This window comes from Streptomyces sp. PA03-5A (assembly GCF_033792725.1).
Classification (GTDB): Bacteria; Actinomycetota; Actinomycetes; order Streptomycetales; family Streptomycetaceae; genus Actinacidiphila.
This window is the reverse complement of sequence record NZ_JARAVL010000001.1, coordinates 41,858-65,444: the sequence shown is the minus strand read 5'-3', so window position 1 is coordinate 65,444 and position 23,587 is coordinate 41,858. Positions and strand designations below refer to the sequence as shown.

At 73.3% G+C, this 23,587-nt stretch carries 19 protein-coding genes; 12 read left to right on the top strand and 7 right to left on the bottom strand.

Annotated elements, in window-relative coordinates; translation table 11 throughout:
• Window positions 1-28: 28 nt before the first annotated feature.
• The gene (gene rhaI, locus PV410_RS00320; RefSeq protein ID WP_500321538.1) at window positions 29-1,195 is read right to left on the bottom strand and encodes an L-rhamnose isomerase; all 1,167 of its coding nucleotides are present in this window, start codon (window positions 1,193-1,195) and stop codon (window positions 29-31) included.
• A gap of 311 nt (window positions 1,196-1,506) precedes the next feature.
• On the opposite strand from rhaI, the gene PV410_RS00315 reads away from it, so the two are divergent.
• From PV410_RS00315 to PV410_RS00295, 5 genes are all read left to right on the top strand, one after another.
• Complete coding sequence (locus tag PV410_RS00315; protein ID WP_500321537.1) at window positions 1,507-3,027, top strand: sugar ABC transporter ATP-binding protein; 1,521 nt, start codon at window positions 1,507-1,509, stop codon at window positions 3,025-3,027.
• Complete coding sequence (locus tag PV410_RS00310) at window positions 3,024-4,079, top strand: ABC transporter permease (protein WP_500321536.1); 1,056 nt, start codon at window positions 3,024-3,026, stop codon at window positions 4,077-4,079. The genes PV410_RS00315 and PV410_RS00310 overlap by 4 nt, the downstream gene beginning before the upstream one ends.
• Window positions 4,072-5,103: an ABC transporter permease gene (locus tag PV410_RS00305; protein WP_500321535.1), complete on the top strand. Its 1,032-nt coding sequence runs from the start codon at window positions 4,072-4,074 to the stop codon at window positions 5,101-5,103. Before PV410_RS00310 ends, PV410_RS00305 begins: the two co-directional genes overlap by 8 nt.
• A gap of 104 nt (window positions 5,104-5,207) precedes the next feature.
• On the top strand, window positions 5,208-6,293 hold the full coding sequence (gene rhaS, locus PV410_RS00300) for a rhamnose ABC transporter substrate-binding protein (protein ID WP_500321534.1): 1,086 nt from the start codon (window positions 5,208-5,210) through the stop codon (window positions 6,291-6,293).
• 10 nt (window positions 6,294-6,303) lie between these two features.
• Window positions 6,304-7,332, top strand: a complete 1,029-nt coding sequence (locus PV410_RS00295; protein WP_500321533.1) for a LacI family DNA-binding transcriptional regulator — start codon at window positions 6,304-6,306, stop codon at window positions 7,330-7,332.
• Between the two features lie 165 nt (window positions 7,333-7,497).
• Here PV410_RS00295 and PV410_RS00290 read toward each other — a convergent pair whose 3' ends face one another.
• Window positions 7,498-8,859 carry a diacylglycerol/lipid kinase family protein gene (locus PV410_RS00290; protein ID WP_500321532.1) on the bottom strand — a complete coding sequence of 454 codons (1,362 nt, stop codon included), beginning with the start codon at window positions 8,857-8,859 and terminating at the stop codon, window positions 7,498-7,500.
• A gap of 153 nt (window positions 8,860-9,012) precedes the next feature.
• Here PV410_RS00290 and PV410_RS00285 point away from each other — a divergent pair, with 153 nt between their 5' ends.
• Entirely contained in the window at window positions 9,013-9,363 is a 351-nt protein-coding gene (locus PV410_RS00285; protein ID WP_500321531.1) for a hypothetical protein, read from the top strand.
• A gap of 28 nt (window positions 9,364-9,391) precedes the next feature.
• Here the strand turns inward: PV410_RS00285 and PV410_RS00280 are convergent, their stop codons facing one another.
• Complete coding sequence (locus tag PV410_RS00280; RefSeq protein ID WP_500321530.1) at window positions 9,392-10,594, bottom strand: glycoside hydrolase family 3 N-terminal domain-containing protein; 1,203 nt, start codon at window positions 10,592-10,594, stop codon at window positions 9,392-9,394.
• Window positions 10,595-10,657: 63 nt separating this feature from the next.
• Between PV410_RS00280 and PV410_RS00275 the strand changes: the two genes are divergently transcribed.
• Window positions 10,658-11,146: a TIGR00725 family protein gene (locus PV410_RS00275; protein WP_500321529.1), complete on the top strand. Its 489-nt coding sequence runs from the start codon at window positions 10,658-10,660 to the stop codon at window positions 11,144-11,146.
• Window positions 11,147-11,279: 133 nt separating this feature from the next.
• On the opposite strand, the gene PV410_RS00270 is transcribed toward PV410_RS00275, so the two are convergent.
• Window positions 11,280-11,393 (bottom strand): hypothetical protein, encoded by a 114-nt coding sequence (locus tag PV410_RS00270; protein WP_500321528.1) that lies wholly within the window; start codon window positions 11,391-11,393, stop codon window positions 11,280-11,282.
• A gap of 606 nt (window positions 11,394-11,999) precedes the next feature.
• On the opposite strand from PV410_RS00270, the gene PV410_RS00265 reads away from it, so the two are divergent.
• The 5 genes from PV410_RS00265 to PV410_RS00245 all read left to right on the top strand — a co-directional run bounded on the left by PV410_RS00265 (window position 12,000) and on the right by PV410_RS00245 (window position 20,773).
• Entirely contained in the window at window positions 12,000-15,866 is a 3,867-nt protein-coding gene (locus PV410_RS00265) for a S8 family peptidase (protein ID WP_500321527.1), read from the top strand.
• Between the two features lie 177 nt (window positions 15,867-16,043).
• Entirely contained in the window at window positions 16,044-17,045 is a 1,002-nt protein-coding gene (locus PV410_RS00260) for a helix-turn-helix domain-containing protein (protein WP_499514870.1), read from the top strand.
• 74 nt (window positions 17,046-17,119) lie between these two features.
• Window positions 17,120-17,959 (top strand): PP2C family protein-serine/threonine phosphatase, encoded by an 840-nt coding sequence (locus PV410_RS00255; RefSeq protein WP_500321526.1) that lies wholly within the window; start codon window positions 17,120-17,122, stop codon window positions 17,957-17,959.
• Entirely contained in the window at window positions 17,956-18,957 is a 1,002-nt protein-coding gene (locus tag PV410_RS00250; RefSeq protein ID WP_500321525.1) for an MASE1 domain-containing protein, read from the top strand. The genes PV410_RS00255 and PV410_RS00250 overlap by 4 nt, the downstream gene beginning before the upstream one ends.
• Window positions 18,958-19,045: 88 nt before the next feature.
• Window positions 19,046-20,773: a sensor histidine kinase gene (locus PV410_RS00245; RefSeq protein WP_500321524.1), complete on the top strand. Its 1,728-nt coding sequence runs from the start codon at window positions 19,046-19,048 to the stop codon at window positions 20,771-20,773.
• Here PV410_RS00245 and PV410_RS00240 read toward each other — a convergent pair whose 3' ends face one another.
• From PV410_RS00240 to PV410_RS00230, 3 genes are all read right to left on the bottom strand, one after another.
• Window positions 20,774-21,664 carry a hypothetical protein gene (locus PV410_RS00240; RefSeq protein ID WP_500321523.1) on the bottom strand — a complete coding sequence of 297 codons (891 nt, stop codon included), beginning with the start codon at window positions 21,662-21,664 and terminating at the stop codon, window positions 20,774-20,776.
• Window positions 21,665-22,117: 453 nt separating this feature from the next.
• Window positions 22,118-22,819, bottom strand: coding sequence for a response regulator (locus PV410_RS00235; RefSeq protein ID WP_500321522.1), 702 nt, complete (start codon window positions 22,817-22,819; stop codon window positions 22,118-22,120).
• A 207-nt stretch (window positions 22,820-23,026) separates the two neighbouring features.
• Window positions 23,027-23,491 carry a cyclic nucleotide-binding domain-containing protein gene (locus PV410_RS00230; protein WP_500321521.1) on the bottom strand — a complete coding sequence of 155 codons (465 nt, stop codon included), beginning with the start codon at window positions 23,489-23,491 and terminating at the stop codon, window positions 23,027-23,029.
• Between the last annotated feature and the right edge of the window lie 96 nt (window positions 23,492-23,587).

Genomic DNA, 23,587 nt, shown 5'->3' with positions numbered 1-23,587 from the left:
GGGAGGACGGGCGTCAGGCGGGCAGGGCCTACGCGCCCCAGCCGGCCTGGGTGCCGCCGACGCGGTCGGCCACGATGTGCTCCTGCCAGCCGGAGGCGTGGTATGCGGCGACGGGGTCGGGGGCCAGGCCGCGCTCCTCGCGCACCTCGCGCAGCAGAGGGCGCACGTCGGTGTTGTACGCGTCCATGAGCACGGCGTTGGCGGCGAGCACGTCACCGGAGCGCTGTGCCTCGCCCAGGGCGTCGAGGTCCACCAGGAGGGCCTTGGCGGTGGCCTCCTGGACGTTCATCACCGAGCGGATGACCGCGGGGATCTTGGCCTCGATGTTGTGGCACTGGTCGAGCATGAAGGCCACGCCGGTCGCCGCATCGAGGCCGCCGTTCTTGGCGACCTCGTGCAGGATCCGGAAGAGCTGGAAGGGGTCGGCGGCGCCGACCATCAGGTCGTCGTCGGCGTAGAAGCGGGAGTTGAAGTCGAATCCGCCGAGCTTCCCCTGGCTGAGCAGGAAGGCGACGATGAACTCGATGTTGGTGCCCGGCGCGTGGTGGCCGGTGTCGACGACGACCTGCGCCTTGGGGCCGAGCTTGAGGCAGTGCGCGTAGGCGGTGCCCCAGTCCGGGACGTCGGTGGTGTAGAACGCCGGCTCGAAGAGCTTGTACTCCAGCAGCATCCGCTGGTCGTCGCCGAGCCGCTCGTAGACCTCGGTGAGGGCCTCGGCGAGACGCTCCTGGCGGCCCACGATGTCGTCCTGGCCGGGGTAGTTGGTGCCGTCGGAGAACCAGAGCTTGAGATCGGCGGAGCCGGTGGCGTCCATGATGTCGACGCACTCCAGCAGGTGGTCCGTGGCCTTGCGGCGGACCCGGGGGTCGGGGTGGCACACGCTGCCGAGCTTGTAGTCGTCGTCCTGGAAGACGTTGGAGTTGATCGCGCCCAACTCCAGCCCGCGCTCCTTGGCGTGGGCGCCGAGCGCGGTGTAGTCGTCCACCCGGTCCCAGGGGATGTGCAGGGCCACCTTGGGGGCGACGCCGGTGAACTCGTGCACCTTCGCAGCGTCGTCGAGCTTCTCGTACGGGTCACGGGGCACCCCGGCCTGGGCGAAGACCTTGAAACGGGTGCCGGAATTGCCGTAACCCCAGGACGGCGTCTCGATCCGCTGGGCTGTGAGTGCGGCCTTGACGGCTGCGATGTCAGGCATGTCCACCTCGGATGGCTCGGTGAATCGGCTCAGTGAACCGGCTTCAGTGAATCGATTCATTCGCCTGTGAAGCTATCCACGTCCACCGGTGGCCGTCAAGAGGTCCACCGGTCTCGATCCCCGTTATTGAATCGTGTCATCCGTGCTGCAAAAGCGCGTTGTTGCTGTTCGTGCGGCATTGTCAGGCCTGTTACCTGCGGGTTTCACGAGGGTGCAGGTCAGGCGGGGGAGGCGGCGGCTCTTGACGCCTTCGCAGGGCGGGGCTAGCTTCCCGGCAACTCCGTTGAAACATTTCATAGCAGGAGGGCGCAATGACGCACCCCGAACCGGAGACCACTCCGGTGCTCGCGCTCGAGGGGGTGAGCAAGTCCTTCGGTGCCGTTCGCGCTCTGCGCGGTGTGTCGCTCCGGCTGCACGCCGGCGAGGCCCATGCCCTGGCGGGCGAGAACGGCGCCGGCAAGTCGACACTGATCAAGACCCTCGCGGGTGTGCACCGCCCGGACACCGGCACGGTGCTGCTCGACGGCCGGCCCGTGGAGTTCCACGGCCCGGGGGACGCCCGTGACGCGGGGGTCGCCGTCATCTACCAGGAGCCGACGCTCTTCCCCGACCTGTCGGTGGCCGAGAACATCTTCGTCGGCCGCCAGCCCCGCCGTTCGCTGGGCAGGGTCGACCACAAGGCCGTGCGCGAGGCCGCGGCCGATCTCTTCCGCCGCCTCGGCGTGGACCTCGACCCGGAACAGCCGGCGCGCGGACTGTCCATCGCCGACCAGCAGTTGGTGGAGATCGCCAAAGCGCTCTCCTTCGACGCCCGCGTCCTGATCATGGACGAGCCGACCGCCGCGCTCACCGGCAGTGAGGTCGCCCGCCTCTTCGGCGTCGTCAAGTCCCTGCGCGAGCAGGGCGCCGCGGTGCTCTTCATCTCCCACCGCCTCGAGGAGATCTTCGCCCTCTGCCAGCGGGTCACCACCCTGCGGGACGGCGCGTGGATCGCCAGCGAGCCCCTCGACGGGCTCACCGAGGACGACCTGGTGCGCCGCATGGTCGGCCGCGACCTGGACGAGCTCTACCCCAAGCAGGACGCCGAGATCGGCGAGGTCGCCCTCAGCGTGCGCCGGCTCACCCGCGAAGGTGTCTTCACCGACGTCTCCTTCGAGGTGCGCCGCGGCGAGATCGTGGGCCTGGCGGGCCTCGTCGGCGCCGGGCGCAGCGAGGTCGCCCGGGCGATCTTCGGCGTGGACCGCAGGGACGCCGGGGAGGTCGTCGTCGACGGCAAGCCGCTGCGCGGCGGCGCGCCGAGCCTGGCCATGGCCGCGGGGATCGCTCTGGTCCCCGAGGACCGCCGGGCCCAGGGCCTGGTGATGGACATGTCCATCGAGCGCAACATCGGCCTCACCGGCTTCGCCGCCACCACCAGGGGCGGTCTGATGAGCCGCAGCGCCGAGCGCAGCCGCGCGCTGGACTGGGCCGTCCGGCTCCAGGTCAAGTACGCCCGGCTGGCCGACGTCGTCGGCACGCTCTCGGGCGGCAACCAGCAGAAGGTCGTCCTCGCCAAGTGGCTCGCCACCGCGCCAGGGGTGCTGATCGTCGACGAGCCCACGCGCGGCATCGACGTCGGCACCAAGGCCGAGGTGCACCGGCTGCTGTCGCGGCTCGCGTCCGAGGGCGTGGCCGTACTGATGATCTCCTCCGACCTGCCGGAGATCCTCGGCATGGCGGACCGCGTCCTGGTGATGCACGAGGGACGACTGACGGCCGAGATCCCCCGGTCGGAGGCGACCGAGGAATCCGTGATGGCGGCGGCCACCGGCCGCGTGAGGAGGGCGGCGTGACCGTGACCGCCGACACCCCGCAGCAGATCGCCGCGGACGAACCGACCGCGTCCCGCCGCTTCCTGGACCGGGTGCTGAAACTGCGGGCGCTCGCCGTGCTCGCCGTGCTCGTGGTCATGCTGGCCGCGACCCAGGTCTACAACAGCGAGTTCCTGTCCCAGCAGGGCGTCAAGGACCTCCTGCTGAACGCCACCATCCTCGTGCTGGTCGCCATCGGCCAGGCCATGGTCGTCATCACCCGCAACGTCGACCTGTCGGTCGGCTCGGTGCTCGGCATCTCGGCCTTCGCCGCCGGCACCTACCTGCACGGCGGCGGCAACCCGCTGGTCGCCGTGCTCATCGCGGTCGCGCTCGGCGTGCTCTTCGGCCTGCTCAACGGCCTGCTGGTGAGTCTGGGTCAGGTCCCCGCCCTGGTGGTGACCCTGGGCACGCTCTACATCATCCGCGGCATCGACTCCATCTGGGTCGGATCCCGTCAGATCACCGCGGGCGACCTGCCGGCGAGCTTCGTCGACTTCGGTCACGACGGCCTGTCGGTGGTCCCCTACCTCGCGCTCCTGACGCTCGCGGTGCTGGTCGCGGTCGGCTACTACCTGCGCAGCTACCGCGGCGGCCGCGACCTGTACGCGCTGGGCTCCAGCCCGGAGGCCGCCCGGCTGGCCGGCGTGCCGGTCCGCAAGCGGATCCTGACCGCGTACGTGGTGTGCGGGGCGCTCGCCGGACTCGCCGGCGCGCTCTACCTCGCCCGGTTCGGCAACGTCGACTCCGGCACCGGCAACGGCTACGAACTGACCGTCGTCAGCGCCGTGGTGGTCGGCGGCGTCGCCTTCACCGGCGGCTCCGGCACCGTGTACGGCGCCGCGCTCGGCGCCCTGCTGCTGACCTCGATCAACAGCGTCCTGCCCTCCATCGGCGTCAGCTCGGTGTGGGTGCTGGCCATCGACGGCGTCCTGCTCCTGCTCGCCATCGCCGTCGACCGGATCGTGGCGCTGCGGGTGGCCGGCGTCCTCCGCAAGCGGGCCGCACAGATGAGGAGTGCCCACCATGCCTGAGACCACCAAGGCCCCCGCCCCGCTCGCCCGCCTCGGCGGCGCGGTGCGCTGGGACACCGCGGTCGGCGCCCTGCTCGTCGTGCTGCTGATCTGCTCCTTCTCCTTCGTGGACAACTTCGGCAACGCCCTGAACGTGTCCTTCCTGATCGGCAACACCCTGCCGATCGCGCTCATCGCGCTGCCGATGACCATGCTCGTGGTCTCCGGCGAGATCGACCTGTCCGTCGGCTCCACCGCCGGCCTGTCCGGGGCCGTGATGGGCGCGCTGTGGAACGGCGGCATGGCGATCGAGACGATCATCCCGCTCTGCCTGCTCCTCGGCGCCCTGTGCGGCCTGGTCAACGGCCTGCTCGTGACCCGGCTCGGCCTGCCCTCGCTCGCCGTCACCATCGGCACGCTGGCCGCCTACCGCGGCATCGCGCAGATCGTGCTCGGCGCCGACTCCGTCACCGACTTCCCGCAGCAGTACCTCGACTTCGGCGCCGGCCGGATCGACGGCACCTTCATCCCGTGCGCGGCGATCCCCTTCGCCGTCCTGCTGCTGGTCGCCGTCCTCGTGCTCCACGCGACCCCCTTCGGACGTTCCCTGTTCGCCGTCGGCGCCTCTGAGGAGGCGGCTCGGTTCGCGGGTGTGCGCGTGCGGCGGCTGAAGCTGGCGATGTTCGTGACGACCGGTCTGGTCTCCTCCCTCACCGGGATCTTCTGGGCCCTGCACTACGCCAGCGCGCGCTACGACAACGCCACCGGTCTGGAGCTGTCCGTCATCGCCGGGGTCCTGCTCGGCGGCATCGACTTCGACGGCGGGAAGGGCACCCTGGGCGGCGCGATCGCCGGGGTGTTCCTGCTCGGCGCCGGCCAGAACGTCATGAGCCTGCTCAACGTCTCGGCCCAGTCCCAGATCGTCGTCACCGGCGTGCTCTTGGTGATCTCCGTCCTCGCCCCGAGGATCGGCCGTCAGGTCTCGCAGGCCAGGGCGCGCAGGAGGTCGGGCGACGAGGCCCCGGCCGCGCTCGCCGCCTCGTGAACCCCCACCTCACCCCGCACCCGTCACACGGCACCACCAGCACCACCACCCGCACCCCGTCCCGTCCTCACTCCGGCACCCGCTCCGGAGGCGAAAGGATCACCATGTCCAGCAGAACCCTCACCCGTCGCGCCACCGTCGTCGTCGCCGTGACCGCGGCCGTCGCGCTCGGCGCCACGGCCTGCGGCGGCACCACCAAGAACTCCTCCAAGGACAGCGGCGGCGGAGCCAAGGCGACCGCGTCGGCCGACCCCAACGCGGCGACCAAGAAGGGCCTGACCGTCGCCTTCCTGCCCAAGCAGGTCAACAACCCGTACTTCACCATCGCCGACGGCGGCGGCAAGCAGGCCCTGGACGCGCTGGGCTCGACCTACAAGGAGGTCGGCACCAGCAACGGCACCGACACCGCCGGCCAGGTCAGCTACGTCAACACCCTGACGCAGCAGCAGGTCGACGCGATCGCCGTCTCCGCGCAGGACCCGGGCGCGCTGTGCACCTCGCTGAACCAGGCCCGCAAGAACGGCATCAAGGTCGTCACCTACGACTCGGACACCAAGCCGGAGTGCCGCGACCTGTTCGTGTCGCAGGCCAGCTCCGAGGACCTGGGCCGGACCGAGGTGCAGCTGCTGGCCGAGCAGATCGGCTACAAGGGCGAGATCGCGATCCTCTCGGCGGCGCAGACCGCCACGAACCAGAACACCTGGATCGACTTCATGAAGGACGAGCTCAAGGACCCCAAGTACAAGGACGTCAAGCTGGTCAAGGTCGCCTACGGCAACGACGACGCCCAGCAGTCCTTCCAGCAGACCCAGGGCCTGCTCCAGCAGTACCCCAACCTGAAGGGCATCATCTCCCCGACCACGGTGGGCATCAAGGCGGCCGCCCAGTACCTGGCGGGCTCCAAGTACAAGGGCAAGGTCAAGCTGACCGGCCTCGGCACGCCCAACGACATGCGCGCCTACGTCAAGAACGGCACCGTCGAGGCCTTCGAGCTGTGGGACCCGGCCAAGCTCGGCTCGCTCGCCTCGTACGCCGCGGTCGCCCTGTCCTCCGGCCAGATCTCCGGTGCGGAGGGCCAGACCTTCAAGGCCGGTGACCTGGGCAGCTACACCATCGGCAAGGACGGCGTGGTGGTGCTCGGCAAGCCGACCGTGTTCACCAAGGACAACGTCGACCAGTTCAAGTTCTGAGAGCCGGGGCGTGGCGGAGAAGGGCCGCACGGTGGGGATCAAGGACGTCGCCCGTGAGGCGGGGGTGTCCGTGGGCACGGTCTCCAACGTGATCAACCGGCCGGACGCGGTCCCCGAGGCCACCCGGGTCCGTGTGCAGCGCGCCATCGCCCGGCTGGGGTACGTACGCAGCGAGTCCGCCCGGCAGTTGCGGGCGGGCCGCAGCAGGATCATGGCCCTGCTCGTGCTCGACATGGGCAACCCGTTCTTCGTCGACGTGGCACGCGGCGCGGAACGGGCGGCCCGGGCGGCGGGGCTCGGCGTGATGGTCTGCAACAGCGCGGAGAACCCGCAGGAGGAGGCCGCGTACCTGTCGCTCTTCGCGGAGCAGCGGGTACGCGGGGTGCTGGTGACGCCGGCCGACGCCGACGGCGGCAACCTCGCCGCGTTCCGGCGGCACCGCATCCCCTTCGTCCTCGTCGACCGGGTGGCGGCGGGCACCGCCGAGTGCTCGGTGTCGGTGGACGACGTGGCCGGCGGCCGGATGGCCGTCGGCCACCTGGCGGCGGCCGGGCACCGGAGGATCGCGTACGTCTCCGGCCCCGGGCACCTTCACCAGGTCCGCGACCGGCGCGAGGGCGCGCTCGCCGCCCTGGCGGAGGCCGGGCTGCCGCCGGAGACCCTGCGCGAACTGCCCACCGAACGGCTGGACGTCGCCGCCGGACGGGACGCCGGTCACCGCCTGCTCGGCCTCCCGGAGCGGCCGACCGCCGTGTTCTGCGCCAACGACCTGCTCGCCCTCGGGGTGCTGCAGGCGCTGTACGCGGCGGGGGTGGACGTCCCCGGCGAGATGGCCATCGTCGGCTACGACGACATCGAGTTCGCGGCCGCGGCGGCCGTGCCGCTCACCTCCGTGCGGCAGCCCGCCACGAACATGGGCGCGCTGGCCGCCGGGATGCTGCTGGAGGAGACCGGGCCGCAGGCCCGGGAGCACCAGCACCGCCGGGTCGTGCTCCAGCCGGAGCTGGTGGTCCGGGACTCCAGCCTGATCAGGCGCTGAGCCGGCCCGTCCGGGGGCCGGTCCGGGCCGGGTTGCGGTGCGGCGCTGGTTTCGGCCGCCCGGCCGCTGATCCGCGCGCACGTGCGTACGGGGACGGGATCGGTCGCTGGCCCGGGAGCACCGGTGCCGGTGCGGGTCTCCGCGTCGCCGGGGCCACCGGCCCGATCAGGCGCTGGGCCAACCCGGCCGATCCGGGCGTCCGGCCGCGGTGCGGCCCATGGTCAGCGCGAGCTTGCGCAGCCGGCGCCAGTCCGTGCGCACGCCCGTGGCCGGCACCCCCGGGCGGCCGCGGGGCACCCGGACCCGCAGCGCGCCGGGGCGGATGCGGCAGCGCACGGGCGTGGGCAGCACGAGCGCCTCGCCGTCCACGCCCGCGTCGATCTCGTCGGCGTCGGCCGTGGTCACCACCTCCCGCGCCGTCGCCACGGTGAGCCCGGAGGCAACCCGCGGGCCCATCAGCAGCCCCGCGGCCTGGGCCGCGTTGTCGACCTTGACGCCGAGCAACCCCAGCAGACCGGTGTCGAGACGGTCCCGGCGGCCGAGCCCGGCCGGGTCGTCGGTCCGGTACGGGTTGTTGCTCACCAGCACGGCCTGCGGCTCGTCGACGACGGTGTCCCCGGCCGTGGCCGTCAGCCGGGGCCCGGCGCGGTGGGTGAGCAGGTCGGGCAGGAGTTCCAGGATGGTGCCGACCTTGTCGTCCCGGTACGCGGGACTCTGCACGACGGCCGCGTAGGCGCCGAACGACACGTTGTTGACGAAGGGCCGGTCGCCCACGTAGCCGAGGTCGACCCGCAGCTCCACGCCGTCCCTGAGCGCGTCCAGGCAGGCCGCGGGGTCGGCGCGGTCCAGACCCAGGTCCATGGCGAAGTGGTTGCGGGTGCCCGCGCAGATCACCAGGAACGGCAGTCCCCGTTCGACGGCCACCCCGGCCACCAGCGCCTGCGTGCCGTCCCCGCCGGCCACCCCGAGCAGGTCGGCGCCCTCGTCGGCCGCCTGCCGGGCCAGCTCGGCGACGTCCTGCGGGTGGTCGGGGTCGAGCAGCACGACCCGGGCGCCGAGCGCCTCCGCCTTCTCCTTCAGCCCGAAGGCGCCGACCTTGCCGCCGCCGGAGCGCGGGTTCATGATCAGGAACGGTCGCCGCGGCCGGGCCGCGATCCGTTCCCGCAGCCGTGCCTCATGGGCCCGGGTGGCGCGCACCGCGTTGCGCCCGGCGCCGACGGCCAGCGCCCACAGCGCCAGCGAGGTGACCACGACCCAGAGCAGATTGGCCCGGTCGTAGAAGGCGAGGACGGCCAGCGGGGTCACCACGGTCAGCAGTACGGCCAGCGCCCGCACCACACCGCGGCGGGTCAGCACCCACCACGCCCCTGCCGCCGTCACCGCGGTGCCGCCCAGCGCGGCGCCCACCAACGCGATGCTGCGCAGCCCCGCGACCACCAGCGGCAGCGCCACGGCCGCCCCCGCCGCGGCCAGGGCCAAGCGGGCGAGCCAGCGTTGCGCGACGTGCCTGCGCGAGAGGTGCTCCATGCTCCGACAGTGCCACCGGACGGCCCCGCCCCGCCATCCCGGCCGTTCCCCCGGGTGTCGATCCGGCCCCGTCCCGGGGTGCTACGGTCCCCAGGCATCCGGCGGCGGACCTCACGTACCGTCACCGTCCCCCTCCCGAAGGAGTCCGAGCCCGTGACCGAAGGTGACGCCGCCGCTTGGGACTTCCCCCGTAGCGACGGCTTCTGCAAGCCCACGCGTACACCGCCGGCGGACGAGAACCTGCTGTGGTCGGTGGAGACGCTGGCGATCTCGTTCGGCAAGCGGGCCCACAGCGTCCGGCTGTTCCTGGAGGCGGTGGAGCGGGTGGTGTCCGGGGACTCTCCCGGCTCGTCGGTGAACACCACGACGGCGTTCGTGCGCGGACGCGACGACGGCGCGTTCGAGCTCTGCGACAAGTACGGCCAGTTCGAGAACACCGTGGTGTCCGCCCGGGAGCTGACCTCGATGCTCTCCGCGCTGGCGGCGCGGATCGAGGCCGGCTGACCTGCGGCCCGGGGCCGGCGCCGCGGTATCAGCTCGTGCAGCGCAGCACCCCCGCCGCCTGCTTGGCCGTGAGCACCCGCCGCACGCTGTTCGCGACCAGCGTCCGCACCTTCGGTTCGTGGCGCATGGCGTAGCGGATGCCCTCGGCCATCGTGGGGATGCCCTTGGGGGAGACGGTGAGGGTGAGGTCGCCGCCGGCGCGGAGGAAGGACAGGGCGCGCTGGCCGAGGGCGACGGACTGGGCGGAGGCGGCCTTGCCGAGGTCGTCGGAGATGATGACGCCCTTGAAGCCCAGGTCGCGGCGGAGGGTCTGATCGACGATCAGCGAGGAGAAGACGGCCTTGTGCTTGGGGTCGATGCGCTTGTACGTCGCCAGCGACACCATCACCAGCCCCGCGCCCGCGGAGATGCCCGCGCGGAAGGGGGCGATGTTGCTGCCGGTGCGGGTCAGCGTCGTGTCCGTCACCGAGGCGGTCGTGTCCGTGTTGCCCTTGACGCTGCCGAGGTCCGGGAAGTGCTTGGGCGTGGTCAGCACCCCGGCCGTCTTCGAGCCCTGGACGTACGCCGTGACGTGCGGGGACACCACGCCGGACGTCGCGCCGAACTGGCGGCCGTAGCGGCCGATGGGGGCGTTCGCGGTGCCGATCGAGGTGGGGACGATGTCGGCGACGGGGGCCAGGTTGACGTTGACGCCCGCCTTCTTCAGCTCCTTCGCCCAGCCCTCCGCGCGCGAGCGCAGCGTGGCGGTGGACCAGGTGCCCTGCGTCTTCCCGCTGGGGATGGTGGAGAAGCCGGTGCCCTTGAGGACCTGCACCTGACCGCCCTCCTGGTCCGTGGAGACCAGCAGGCCGACCCGCTGCCCGGCCACGGTCTGCCCGAGCGACTTCTGCAGCCCGTCCACCAGGGTCCGGGTCTTCGTCACGCCGGCCGTGCTGCGCCCCGCGAGGAACACCGACCCGACGGCGTACGACCGCATCGCGTCCTGGTCCGCCTTTGGCGGCGAGGGCAACTGGGCCGCCCCCATGAAGAGCTGACCGACACGCTGGGTGTCGTTCATCGCGGCCAGGACCCGGTCGACGCAGGACCCCTTCGGGGTGGCGGTGGCGGCCGCGCGCCCCGTGGCGACCATGGACTCCGGGGCGGACGGCGCCCCCTCGCAGGCGGTCAGGGCCAGCGTGGTGGCCAGCAGGGCGAGGGACACGCGTCGGGGCGTGGGGGCGTACGAGGTCACACATGCAGCGAATATCCTGATTGTCCGTTGTGTCAATCGGAGCGGGACGCCGGGGGAGGGGTCATGACGAGCCGTTACGTCGCCGTGGTGGGGCCCGCGGAGGCCGGGGAGCCGGAGCGCGAGGTCGCCCGCAGGGTCGGCGAACTCCTTGCCCGGCGCGGCGCCGTCGTCGTCTGCGGCGGCCTCGGCGGGGTGATGGGCGCCGCGTCCGAGGGAGCCCGCGCGTACGGCGGGACCACCGTCGGACTCCTCCCGGGCCGGGACCGCCGGGCGGGTGACCCGTCCCTCTCCGTGGCGATCGCCACCGGCCTCGGCGAGCTCCGCAACGGCCTGGTCGTCGCCGCCGCCGACGCCGTGGTGGCGGTCGGCGGCAGCTGGGGCACCCTGAGCGAGGTGGCGCTCGCCCTGCGGACCGGCAAGCCCGTCGTCGTGGTCGACGGCTGGGACGTGCAGGGGCCCCCGGCCGGGGAGACGTTCCTGCGGGCGGCCTCCCCGGAGGAGGCCGTCGATGCGGTGGAGGCCGCGCTGGCGGAGACCTCCTCCGGGGGCTGAGCGACGGGGGAGGCACCGCGGGTCGGAGCGCGATGGTCTTCAGGTCGGTGCAGTGGGCCGGCCCTGCCGCGCCGAGCTCACGGCCGCGGCGCCGTCGACGTGGAAGGTGCCCGTGCGGAACTGCCGCGCGACCTCAAGGCCGTGCTCCCGGTTCGCCGTCCGCACCTCGCCGCCCAGCCGGTACGGGGGAGTCGTTGGCGGTGCGGACGGCCTCGTCCTCGTCGTCGCAGGGGATGACGACCGGCACCGGACCGAAGGTCTCCGCACGTCGGTCCGCAACGCGTCGTCGACGTCGGCGAAGACGGCGGGACGCACGTGGTACCCGCCCTCCGGGCCCCCGGGGGTCCCGGGGCCGCCCGTCACGAGCCGGGCGCGGCCGGGGGAGTGGCGAAGGCCGTCCGCATCCGTTCGCGAGGGCCTCGGCGGGCCGTAGGGGGCGCGTGTCGCCGGGGTCGGGGCCGCGCTCCTGGCCCGCGGCGCGGCGGCCTGGGCCACCTCCCCGGGCAGACGGGCCCGGGCGGCGAGCCGCGCCCTGCCGGGCGCCTGGCGTCGGCAGCCGCACGAGGGACCTCGGGTCGCGGGATCGCCCACGGCCGTCCGGTCCGCGCCCGCGCGCGGCTCCGCCATCAGGCGCCGCTGGACCGGCAGGGCCCGCCCTTTGGGGGTGGTTCGTACCATCACCGGATGGTTCGCCGTGCCCTGGCGGGGGTCGTCGCAGGTTGCCCGAACCGCGCCGTGTCGCCGTTGGGACATGTCCCAGCTGTGACAGCTGATACCCGGTGACACCTCCCCGGCATCGGCAGATTCTGTCGGACAGCGCGTGACCCGGAGCTGTACGAAAGGTGTTTGGCTGATGGCATGGTTCCGCCTCACGGCGGCGATATCGACAGTGCTGGTGGTGACGCTCGGAGGCTCGACGACCGCCTCCGCAGGGACCACCCCGGACGGCCCGGCGCGATCCGCCGACCGTGACGGGACGTCCTCCACCACCGTCCGGCTGGTGAGCGGTGACCGGGTGACGGTGACGTCGCTGCCCGGTGGGCGGAGGACCGCCTCGGTCCAGCCCGGACCTGGCCGCGAACACATCCCCTTCCGCACGCTGGAAGCCGACGACAAATCGCTGACCGTCATGCCGTTCGACGCCGAGGCACTGGTGTCCGCGGGCACCCTTGACCGCCGGCTGTTCAACGTGACGGCACTGATCGCCGCCGGATACGACGAGGCGCACACCTCCACGCTGCCGCTGATCGTCTCCTCGCGGCCCGAGCCGTCACGGGACGGGGCCCGCGTGACGTCGCAGGCGGCGAAGACCGCCGGGGCGACCGCCGACCGGCTGGTGGCGCTCCGCGCGGACAAGACGTCCGCGCGCACCCTGGAGAGCATCGACGCCCGCTCCCTCCGGGTCGCCGGCGACGAACTCGGCGCCTTCTGGAAGACGCTGAACCCCGGCGGCGGGACCTCGGACGCCGCCCGGGCCGCGGTGACCCCGCGGGTCTCGCTGGACGGCAAGGTGAAGGCGGTCCTGGACCGCAGCACCGCGCAGATCAACGCGCCCGCCGCGTGGAAGGCCGGGTACGAGGGCCAGGGTGTGAAGGTCGCGGTGCTGGACACCGGTGTCGACGCGAACCACCCCGATCTCGCGGGGCGGATCGCGGAGGCCAGGAACTTCTCCGACAGCGCGAACACCGATGACCACTTCGGGCACGGCACGCACGTCGCCTCGACCGTCGGCGGCACCGGTGCGGCGTCGGCGGGGACCCGGCGGGGCGTGGCGCCCAAGGCCGACCTGCTGGTCGGCAAGGTGCTCGGCGACGACGGCTCGGGCTCGGAGTCGCAGGTCATCGACGGTATGGAGTGGGCGGCGGGCGAGCACGCCAAGGTCGTCAACATGAGCCTCGGTGCGGACATCCAGACCGATGGCACCGACCCGATGAGCCAGGCCGTCAACACCCTGACCGCGTCGACGGACACGCTGTTCGTCATCGCCGCGGGCAACGCCGGCCCGGGGCCGTCCACCGTCGGCTCGCCGGGCGCTGCCGACGCCGCGCTGACCGTGGGCGCCGTCGACCGGGACGACTCCCTCGCCTCCTTCTCCAGCCGCGGCCCGCGCTTCGGCGACGGCGCCGTCAAGCCCGACGTGACCGCCCCGGGCGTGGGCATCGTGGCCGCCCGTGCCGCGGGCACCACCATGGGCGACCCGGTCGACGCGAACTACGTCGCCGCCTCGGGCACGTCGATGGCGACTCCGCACGTCACGGGCGCCGCGGCGCTGCTGGCGCAGCAGCACCCCGGCTGGGGCGCGCAGCAGATCAAGGACGCGCTGATCAGCACTTCGCGCACGGTGCCCGGCACCAAGGTGACCGAGCAGGGCGGCGGCCGGATCGACCTGGCCACCGCCATCGGCCCGATCACCGCGACCGGCACGGTCGCGCTGCCCCCGGTCCAGAACGGCGGGACGGCGGGACGGCAGCAGGCGGCCACCGTGCGCTACACCAACACCGGTGACAAGACGGTCGATCTGAAGCTGGCCGTCAAGCTGTCCACCGGAACCGGGCGCGCGCTGCCCGACGGGGTCGTCACCCTCGGCTCCGGCACCGTGAGCCTCGCGCCCGGTGCCACCGCCGACGTCCCGCTGAGCACCGACGCGGCCCACGCCGCGCGCGGGAAGTACTACGGCTACGTCACCGCCGCGGCGGCCGACGGCACGGTTGTCGCCCACACCACCGTCAGCCTCAACGTGCACGCCCCCAAGCACAAGTTGACCGTGGTCGCCCGCGACCGCGACGGCAAGGTCATCGAGGGCGCGGCGCCGACGATCTGGGGCGCCGACGGGTTCGTGCAGTACAGCGGTGTCGAGCCCGCCGTCGCCGAGGTCGAGGAGGGCACCTACCAGCTCAGCTTCGGGACGCTGGACAGGGCCGCCGACGGCCAGGAGCTCCGCGAGGTGGTCAACCCGGAGGTGAAGGTCACCAAGGACACCACGGTGACGCTCGACGCCTCCAAGGTCACCGAGGTGAAGATCCGCACGCCCCGGCCCGCCGAGCAGCGCGGCATCCTCAGCTACCAGACGTACCGGAAGATCGACGGCAATGGCCTGATCCAGGGCGTGATGTTCTTCGACATCGCCAAGCGGATCTACGTCAGCCCCACCGCGCGCGTCACCGACGGCGACTTCGAGTTCGCCTCGCGCTGGCAGCTGGTCGCCCCGCAACTGCGGGCGAAGGTCTCCGGCACGTCGCCGGCCTTCACCCCGTACTACGTGCCCGCGTCCCCGGCCTTCGACGACAAGGGTGCCAAGCTGACCGCCGTCGACGCCGGCACCGGCACCGCGGCCGAGCTGAAGAAGGCCGGCGTGCGCGGCAAGCTGGCCGTGGTCCGCTGGGACTTCTCCGACGACCGGCAGCTCGCCAAGGCGGCCAAGGAGGCCGGGGCCAAGGCGCTGATGCTGGTCGTGGAGGAGGGCTTCTACCCCTGGACCCGGTGGAGCCCGACCGGTGACCGCATGGCCCTGCCGACCATGCGCGCCGGCACGGCGGAGGGCACCGCGCTCCTCAAGCGCATCAAGAAGCGCACCACCACGGTGGAGTTCTCCGGCACGGTGCGCAGCCCGTACCTGTACGACGTGATGCAGGTGTCCAAGGGCTTCGTTCCGAAGAACCTGGTGCACACCGTCTCCGAGCGCGAGAGCGCCGTGGTCCGCAGCACCTACACCCGTACCGGCGCCTCGCAGTGGGCGAGCGAGCAGCGCTTCGGGTGGCGTCCGTACCAGGACACCGCCTGGAACCAGTACAGCCGTGAGGTGCCGACGGGCCGGGAGCGCGTGGAGTACGTGACCGGCGGGGACACCCTGTGGCGCCACACCGTGCACCACAACGTCGTCTTCGGCATGGACACCCCGCTCGGGGCAGGCATGCGGGACGTGCCGCGCACCTACCGGTCCGGTCAGAAGGCCACGGAGCGCTGGTTCGGGGCCGTGGTCCGTCCGTCGATTCCGCGCGGCGCGGCCTGGCCGTCGGTGCGCAACGGCAACACCCTGTCCGTCTTCGTTCCGGAGTTCAACGACTCCGGCACCGGCCACTATTCGTTCTACGAGCTCAACGGCCTCGGTGGCGGCATCGGAACCGGCGCGGCCCGCGTCGGCGACGGAGCGCCGGTGGACGACACCGCCACCGCGGTGCTCTACCGCGACGGGAAGCAGATCGCCGCGTCCGACCAGGGCGCGTGGGGCGACTTCGAGGTGCCGGCGGGCGACGCGAAGTACCGGCTGGACCTGGCGACCACCCGGGTATCGGACGACTGGCGCTTCGGCGCCGGCACCCGCACCTCGTGGTCCTTCCGCTCCGGTTCCGCCGCCGACACGACGCTGCTGCCCCTGCTGCAGGTCGACTACGCGGTGCCGGTCGACGCCCGCAACGCGGTGGGCCCCGCCCGCCGGTACCAGCTGGGCCTGAACGTGCGGATGCAGGACGGCATGGCCGCGCCGCGCGGGGTGACCCTGCGGGTCGAGACGTCCTACGACGACGGGCGGACCTGGACCCGGGCGGGCACGGCCCGCAAGGGTGGCGGCTTCACCGCCACCGTGGAGCGTCCGTCGCGGGTGCGCGGCGACGCCTACGTGACGCTGCGCGTGACCGCGACCGACGCGGCCGGCAACAGCGTCCGGCAGACGGTGGACCGCGCGTACCTGCACAGCGGCGCACGGGCCTCCGGAGGACGGTGACGGTGGGGCGTCACCGTTGACACAGCGGCGGGTGCAGGGGAGTGTGGGCCCCGGCACCCGCCGCGCCATTGGCACGAAACATTTCCCGGGTATAGTCCGGCCTTTAACGAAATGTACGGCTTGTGCCCGCCCTGTGCGCATGCCGTGCGGACCCGTTCGGACCCGGAGGAACGCGGCATGCTCGAGGCGGCTGGCCTCACCGCGGTCGAGGAGACCGTCTACCGGCTTCTGGTCACCACCGCGACCGCCTCGGCGGACGACGTCGCGGTACAGACGGGCCTCCCGCCCGGGCAGACGGAGGGCGTCCTCGCCTCCCTCGCCACCAAGGGGCTCGCCAGCCCCACCGACAACCGCCCCCGGCACTACGCCGCCACCCCGCCCGACGTGGCCCTGCTGCCGCGTCTGCAACGCCAGGCCGACGCCCTCGACAAGGCCCGCACCGCGGTCACCGACCTGCTGGACAGCTACCGCAGTACGGCGCGCCGCCAGGACGCCGGCCAGCTCATCGAGGTCATCACCGGCAGCCAGGCGCTGCGCCAGCACCTGCGGCAGATGCAGGAGAACGCGCGCCACGAGATGCTCTGGTTCTGCAAGGCGCAGTACGTCGCCATGCCCTCGGGGAGCAACCGCGCCGAGTACGACGCCCTCGCCCGCGGCGTGCGGTACCGCGTCCTGTACGAGCGGGCGTTCTTCGACGACGACGGGGCCATTGACAACGTTGTTGAGGGCGTCCAGGCCGGGGAGATAGCCCGCTCCGTGCCCCATCTGCCGCTGCGGCTCGCGGTCGCCGACCGCACCATCGCCATCTGCCCCCTGGTCCCCGGCGGCCCGCACGGCAGCCCGAACGAGCCGACCGCGGCGCTGCTGCGCGACAGCAGCCTCCTGGAGGCGCTGACCGCGCTGTTCGAACGCTACTGGGAGGACGCGGTACCGCTGCACGTCAGCGCGTCCGGCGCGATGAGCGGCGCCGACGACGCGGACGGCTCCGACCCGCTGAGCGAGACCGACCGCCGGCTGCTGTCGCTGCTCGTCGCGGGCGTGGCGGACAAGGCCATCGCCAGCCAGATGGGCCTGAGCCGGCGCACCGTCCAGCGCCACATCCAGCACATGATGACGCTGGCAGGCGCCGCGACCCGCATGCAGCTCGCATGGCAGGCGGCCCGCCGCGGCTGGCTCTGACCAGGGGTGCGGAGGGGCCGCGGGCGTAGGGTGAGAAGTGGCGCGAGTGCCCAAGGCCCCGGAGCGTTGGTGCCATGTCCCGACGTCACACCGCTCCCTCCAGCAGCAGCGCCGAGGAGCTGTTGAACACACTCGGACAGCTCACCGGCCGCATCCTGGAGCGGATCAAGATGCAGCAGGCTCGGGTGGAGCTGGCGGCCGCTCTCCAGCGGCACACCCTCCGCGCCGCGCTCCCGGCCGTCCCGGGGCTGCGCGTGGCGGGCCGGTACGCCCCCGCGCGTGACGGGCTCGACATCGGCGGCGACTGGTACGACGTGTTCCCCATGCCGGACGGCAGCGTCGGCTGCGCGATCGGCGACGTGCAGGGCCACGACGTCGAGGCCGCCGCCTACATGGGCCAGGTGCGCACCTGCCTGCGCGCCGTCGCCGTCGCGACCACGGAGCCCGCGGAGGTGCTCGCCCGCACCAACGACCTGCTGATCTCCATGGGCTCCGGGCTCTTCGTGACGTGCACCTTCCTCCGCTTCGACCCCGCGACCTGCGAACTGGTCGACGCCCGCGCCGGGCACGTCCCGGCGGTGTGGGCCACCGACGACGGCCACTGCGAGGTCGTGCTCGACGAGGGCGGCCTGCCGCTGGGCATCCTCGACGGCGAGAAGTACCCGTCGACACGCCGCGTCCTGGCCGGCACCGGTGCCTTCGTGCTGGTCACCGACGGCGTGGTGGAGGGACCCGGCCATCCCCTCGACGAGGGGCTGGCCCGTGTGGCGGACCTGGCCGCCGCCGGCTGCACCGCCGACCCCGACGAACTGGCCGCCCGGGTGATCGCCGTGGCCGACCTCACCGGGCACAGCGACGACGCCGCCGTACTCGTCCTCGGCCACGGCGGTCCCTGCGGGACGGCACCGCGATGACCGCCGACGGCCACGGCGAGGGGCTCCGGCGGCACCGGGCCACGGCCCTGTGGATCCTGGTGATGGCCGCCGCCTACTACGGCGGGGCCCGCATCGGCCTGGAGCAGCAACTGGTGCGCGGTCAGGTCACCCCGATGTGGCCACCGACCGGGATCGCCCTGGTCGGACTGCTGCTCGGCGGGATCCGGCTGTGGCCGGGCGTCGCGATCGGCGCGTTCGCCGTGAACATCGCGATCGGGCCGTCGTTCCTGCCCGTGCTGGGGATCGTGGCGGGCAACACCCTCGCTCCGGTGTGCGCCTGCCTGCTGCTGCGCAGGGTCGGGTTCCGCGTCGAACTCGACCGGCTGCAGGACGCGCTCGCCCTGGTGTTCCTCGGCGCGCTCGGGGGGATGCTGATCAGCGCGACGATCGGCAGCGGCGTGCTGGTGGCCTCCGGTGCCGTGCCGGTGGGCGCCTTCTGGTCCACCTGGTCGGTCTGGTGGACCGGCGACGCGATGGGCGTGCTGGTGATCGCGCCGCTGCTGCTCGTCCTGCGCACCGTCCAGGCGCCGCGCGGGGTCCCGCCGTACCGCTGGGCGGAGGCGGCGGCGCTCGTGGCGGGCACCGCGCTCGTCACGTTCGTCGCCACGCACAGCACGCCGGGACTGCTCTTCCTCGTCTCCCCGCTGCTGATCTGGGCCGCGTTCCGCTTCCAGCTGGCCGGCGCCGCGCCCTGCGTCCTGATCACCTCGCTCATCGCGATCGAGGCCGCGGCGGACGGGTCCGGCCCGTTCGCCGGACTCGACCTGTTCGCCAAGATGGTGACCCTCCAGGCCTTCAACGGGTCCGCCGCGCTGACCGCCCTGCTGCTGTCGGCGACCGTCACCGAACGGGAGCACACCCGCCGCGAGATCGAGCAGGTCTGCCGCAGGCTCGGCGAGGCCCTTTCCCGCCTCGCGCCCGACGAGAAGATCGAGCACTGGGCGGCCGTGCCGCCCGGCGAGCGCGGCCACGAGTAGCGGAGCCGTTCCGCGCGTCCTCCCGCCGGGGTGGCGCTACTTTGAGAGGGGGCCCCCACGAGGGCCGCCACAGCGGACGGAGGTGCCGGTGGGGACTGACGGCGGCAAGGACGCCGAGGGCCTGCCACGGCTGCAGCTGGACGAGTTGCTGGACGAGCTGCAATCGCGCATCGACGCGGTGCGGGGGACGCGGGACCGGGTGCACAGCCTGCTGGAGGCGGTGCTGTCGGTCGGGCGGGAGCTGGACCTGCCACAGGTGCTGCGGCGCATCGTGGAGGCCGCGGTCCTGCTGGTGGACGCCGAGTACGGGGCGCTGGGCGTGATCGGCGACGACGCGCGGCTGGCCCAGTTCCTGACGGCGGGCGTCAGCGACGAGCAGATCAAGGCGATCGGGCCGCTGCCCTCGGGCCACGGCATCCTGGGCGAGCTGATCCGCCACCCGGTGCCGCTGCGCCTGGAGGAGATCGCGCAGCACCCGGCCTCCCACGGCTTCCCGGCGAACCACCCGCCGATGCACTCCTTCCTGGGGGTGCCGATCCGGATCCGCGACGAGGTGTTCGGCAACCTGTACCTGACGGAGAAGCGGGGCGGCAAGGAGTTCGACGGCGAGGACGAGACGGTGCTGTCCACCCTGGCGGTGGCGGCCGGGGTGGCGATCGACAACGCCCGGCTGTACGAGGAGGCGAGGTCGCGGCAGCGGTGGCTGGAGGCGAACGCGGAGATCACCGGCGGCCTGCTGTCGGGCATCGACGAGGACGCGGTGCTGGAGCTCATCGTGGAGCACGCCCGGAGCATCCTCGGCGCGGACCTCGGCGTGCTGGCGCTGCCCGCCGGGACCGGCGACGGCATCACGATGGCGATCGCCACCGGCATCGACGCCGACACCCACCAGGGGCTGACGCTGCCCCGCGAGGGATCGTTCACCGGGGCGGCCATGGCCGCGAACGAGCCGCTGACCAGCGTCGACATCCAGCGCGATCCGCGGGTGGTGGCGGGCCCGCCGCGGTTCGGCGGCCTGGGCCCCGCGGTGGCCGTGCCGATGGCGACCCCGCAGGGGGTGCGCGGTGCGCTGCTGCTGGCCCGCGCCGAGGGGGAGGCGCCCTTCACGGAGGCGGAGACCGCGCCGTTGCTGGGCTTCGCGGGCTCGGCGGCCCTGGCGATGGAGCTGGCCGAGCGCCGCCGGGCGGCCGAGCAGCTGGTCCTCCTGGAGGACCACGACCGGATCGCCCGCGACCTGCACGACCTGGCGATCCAGCGGCTGTTCGCGACCGGGATGACGCTGCAGAGCGCGATGCGGTTCGTGGACCACCCGCAGGCGAGCGAGCGGCTGCTGCGGGCGGTGGACGACCTGGACGAGACGATCAAGATCATCCGCTCCACGATCTTCGGTCTGCGCAGCCACGAGACCGGCCCCGGCCGCCAGGGGCTGCGGGTGCGGACGGCGAAGGCGGTGGAGGAGGCGGTGCCCGGCCTGGGCTTCACCCCGTCCCTGCGCATGGAGGGGCTGATCGACACGGACGTGCCCGCCGCGGTCGCCGAGCACGTGGTGGCGGTGCTGGCCGAGGCTCTGTCGAACGTGGCCCGCCACGCCAGGGCCGGTGCCGCGGAGGTCTCCCTGGTCGTCGGCTCGGGCACGCTGACCCTGACGGTCAGCGACGACGGCGTCGGCGTCCCCGAGGACGGGCGCCGCAGCGGACTGGCCAACCTCGAGCGGCGCGCGAAGGAGCTGGGCGGCACGATGACGCTCGAGACACCTGACCACGGCGGCACCCGCCTGGTGTGGCGGGTGCCGTCGGACGGTGGCCGTACGCGCTGATCAGCCCCGCTCCGCGGCCTCGTGGGCCGGCACCCGCGACGCACCGGCCCCGGACGCCGCGGCGCCGAACCGGATGAGCATCTGCACCAGGCCCGGACCGCAGTCCGTGGTCCGCATCGCCGCCCGCAGGTCAGGCCACTCCATCGCCTCGTGCAGCAGCGTCGCGTGGACGGTGTGCGCCGTCGCCAAGAGCACCACGTGCTCCATCGCCTGCCCCGCCCGCAGCCAGTCCGCGCACGAGTCGTGGGGCGTGCACAGCGCCGCGACCAGGGGCCGCCGTTCGGGATCGACGGCGGCCGCTCCGGCCCCCGCGTCCTCGTGGACCCGGCCCCCGGAACCCACGGCGCGGCCCGTGCCCGTCGTGCCGCGCTGCTCCGCCTCCGCGGTCAGCCGCAGCAGCCGCTGGGCCTCCTCGGCGCGCGGCAGGGTCAGCGACGCGCCCTCCGCGTGCGCGGCGTCGATCAGCTCCAGCACCACCGCCCCCGTCGGGCAGTGCGCGAAGTACGGCGTACGGCAGCTGTGCCGGCGCCAGATCGCGTCGTACAGGTCCCGGTACGGGCGGTCGCCGACGCGGAGCGGGCCGATCGGGCGCACGGCGGCGAGCAGGTCGGCGTCGCCGGGTACGGGCAGCAGCTGCACGGCAGGCTCCCAGCCGAAGTGGGCCAGCGCGACCCGCAGGTTGAACACCGCGGCGCCGACGGACACGTGCAGGGCGCGCGCCGCCGCTTCGGACTCCGGCACCCCCGGCTCGGGGACCGCGCGGACCTGGAACGTGCCGGTCTCCGGATCGAGGCGGTACCGCCAGGGCCGGCTCCCGCGGAACGAAGGGGCCGCCACAGCGGCGGAGATCAGCTTCTCCAGGGTCGCCCCGTTGAGTGTGGTGGGATTCATGGCGCGCTCCCTCCGGATGATGCGTCTCCCACCTTGCACGTCGCGACCCCCCACAGGGAGGGCCGACCGGCCCTACCGCCTGGGCCCGCCAGGGCATCCTCGCGGGGCCCCGCGTCCCGCGCCGACCGCACAGCCGACCGCACACGGGCGCGCCACCGCCGCGAGGCGAACGGCGGCACCCGGGCGCTGGGGGCCGCAGCTCACGGGCGCGCGGAGTCCCGGCGTCTCAGGGGGCGGAACCCTGTGGGCCGGGCGACGGCCGGGCCTGGGTGGCGAGTACGGGCCGCGGCGGTCACGTCTGCTCCGCCTCGGTGCGCGCCGACGCCGCGAGGCGGGGGCCACGGGCGCTGCCCAGCAGGACCGGTGCTTGCCGATGGTGCCCACTCGGCGCGGGGAAACGGTGGTGCCCACGCCGAGCGGTCGCCGCTCACCGGCGCGCGGAGTCCCGGCGTCTCAGGGGGCGGAACCCTGCGGGCCGCCGGACGGCTGGTGCTGGGTGGCGAGCACGGCGGCCTGGATGCGGCGCTCGACGCCGAGCTTGCCCAGCATCCGGGAGATGTGGTTCTTGACCGTCTTCTCGGACAGGAACAGCCGCTTGCCGATCTGCCGGTTCGTCAGTCCCTCGCCGATCAGCTCCAGGATCTCCCGCTCGCGAGGGGTCAGCCCGGCCAGTGCCTCGTCCTGCGGCTCCGGCGGCTGCTCCTGCTCGCGCAGGCTGTTCATCAGGCGGGCGGTGGTCGCGGGGTCGAGCAGCGACTGGCCCGACGCCACCGTGCGGACGGCGGAGACCAGGTCGGAGCCCTTGATCTGCTTCAGCACGTAGCCGGCGGCACCGGCCATGATCGCGTCCAGCAGGGCGTCGTCGTCGTCGAAGGACGTCAGCATCAGGCAGGCCAGCCCGGGCATGCGCGAGCGCAGCTCCCGGCAGACGTTGATACCGTCGCCGTCCGGGAGGCGCACGTCGAGGATCGCCACGTCCGGCCGCAGTGCCGGGGCGCGCGCCAGGGCGTGGTCGACCGTGCCCGCCTCCCCGGCGACCTCGATGTCCGGCTCGGCGTCGAGCAGATCGTGCAAGCCGCGCCGTACCACCTCGTGGTCGTCGACCAGGAACACCCTGATCGGCGCCTGCTCCGTGAACTCCCGTGCCTCACTCATCCCGGCCCCCAGGGCGTCTCTTTCCGATCCCGCGGCCTCGCGCCGCCCGGCCCGCGCACCCGCCGCGCCGGCGTTCCTCCGTCCACAGGGATCAAGAAGACACGCCCGCGCGCTCCGCCGCCACCGCTGCCGCCCGATCCCCCGGTCACTCCCGGATCATCCCCCGGGCGGCCCCGCGGCGACAGGGCCGAACGGACCATGCGCCCGTCAGTGCACCGTGCTGCCGCTGCCCTGCGGACCGTACAGGTCAAGGAGCCGGGTGCGGGCCCCCTGCAGCCGGTGCGCGACGATCTGCGCGACCCGGCGCGCGACCGCGCGCCCGAACACCGCGTCGGCCTCGCACAGCGCCCGTATGACCGTGGCGTCGAACTCGTCGGCCCGCACCGGACTCTGGGCCCGCGCGCCGAGGTGCCAGGAGTAGGGCGGGAAGAGCCACGACCAGCCGAGCAGGTCACCCGGGCCGAGGGTCTCGACCACGGCGGGCTGCCGGCCGGGCACGTGCAGGTCGAGGGCGACCGAGCCGGTACGGATGATCCAGAAGCGGTCGGCCCGGTGCCCCTCCTCGAAGATCCGGGCCCGGGCCGGGAAGGACACGTCGCGCGCGAGTTCCAGCAGTCGCCCGCGGGTCTCCGGGGGCAGTGCGTCGAGCAGGCCCGTCGTGGTGGTGGTCATCGCCGTCCTCCCTCTCGTCCGGTACGACGTCACCTCCAGGGTCCTCCGCCACCCGGGAGCGCGAGGAGGGGCCGACCGGCCCCAACACGGGGTCGT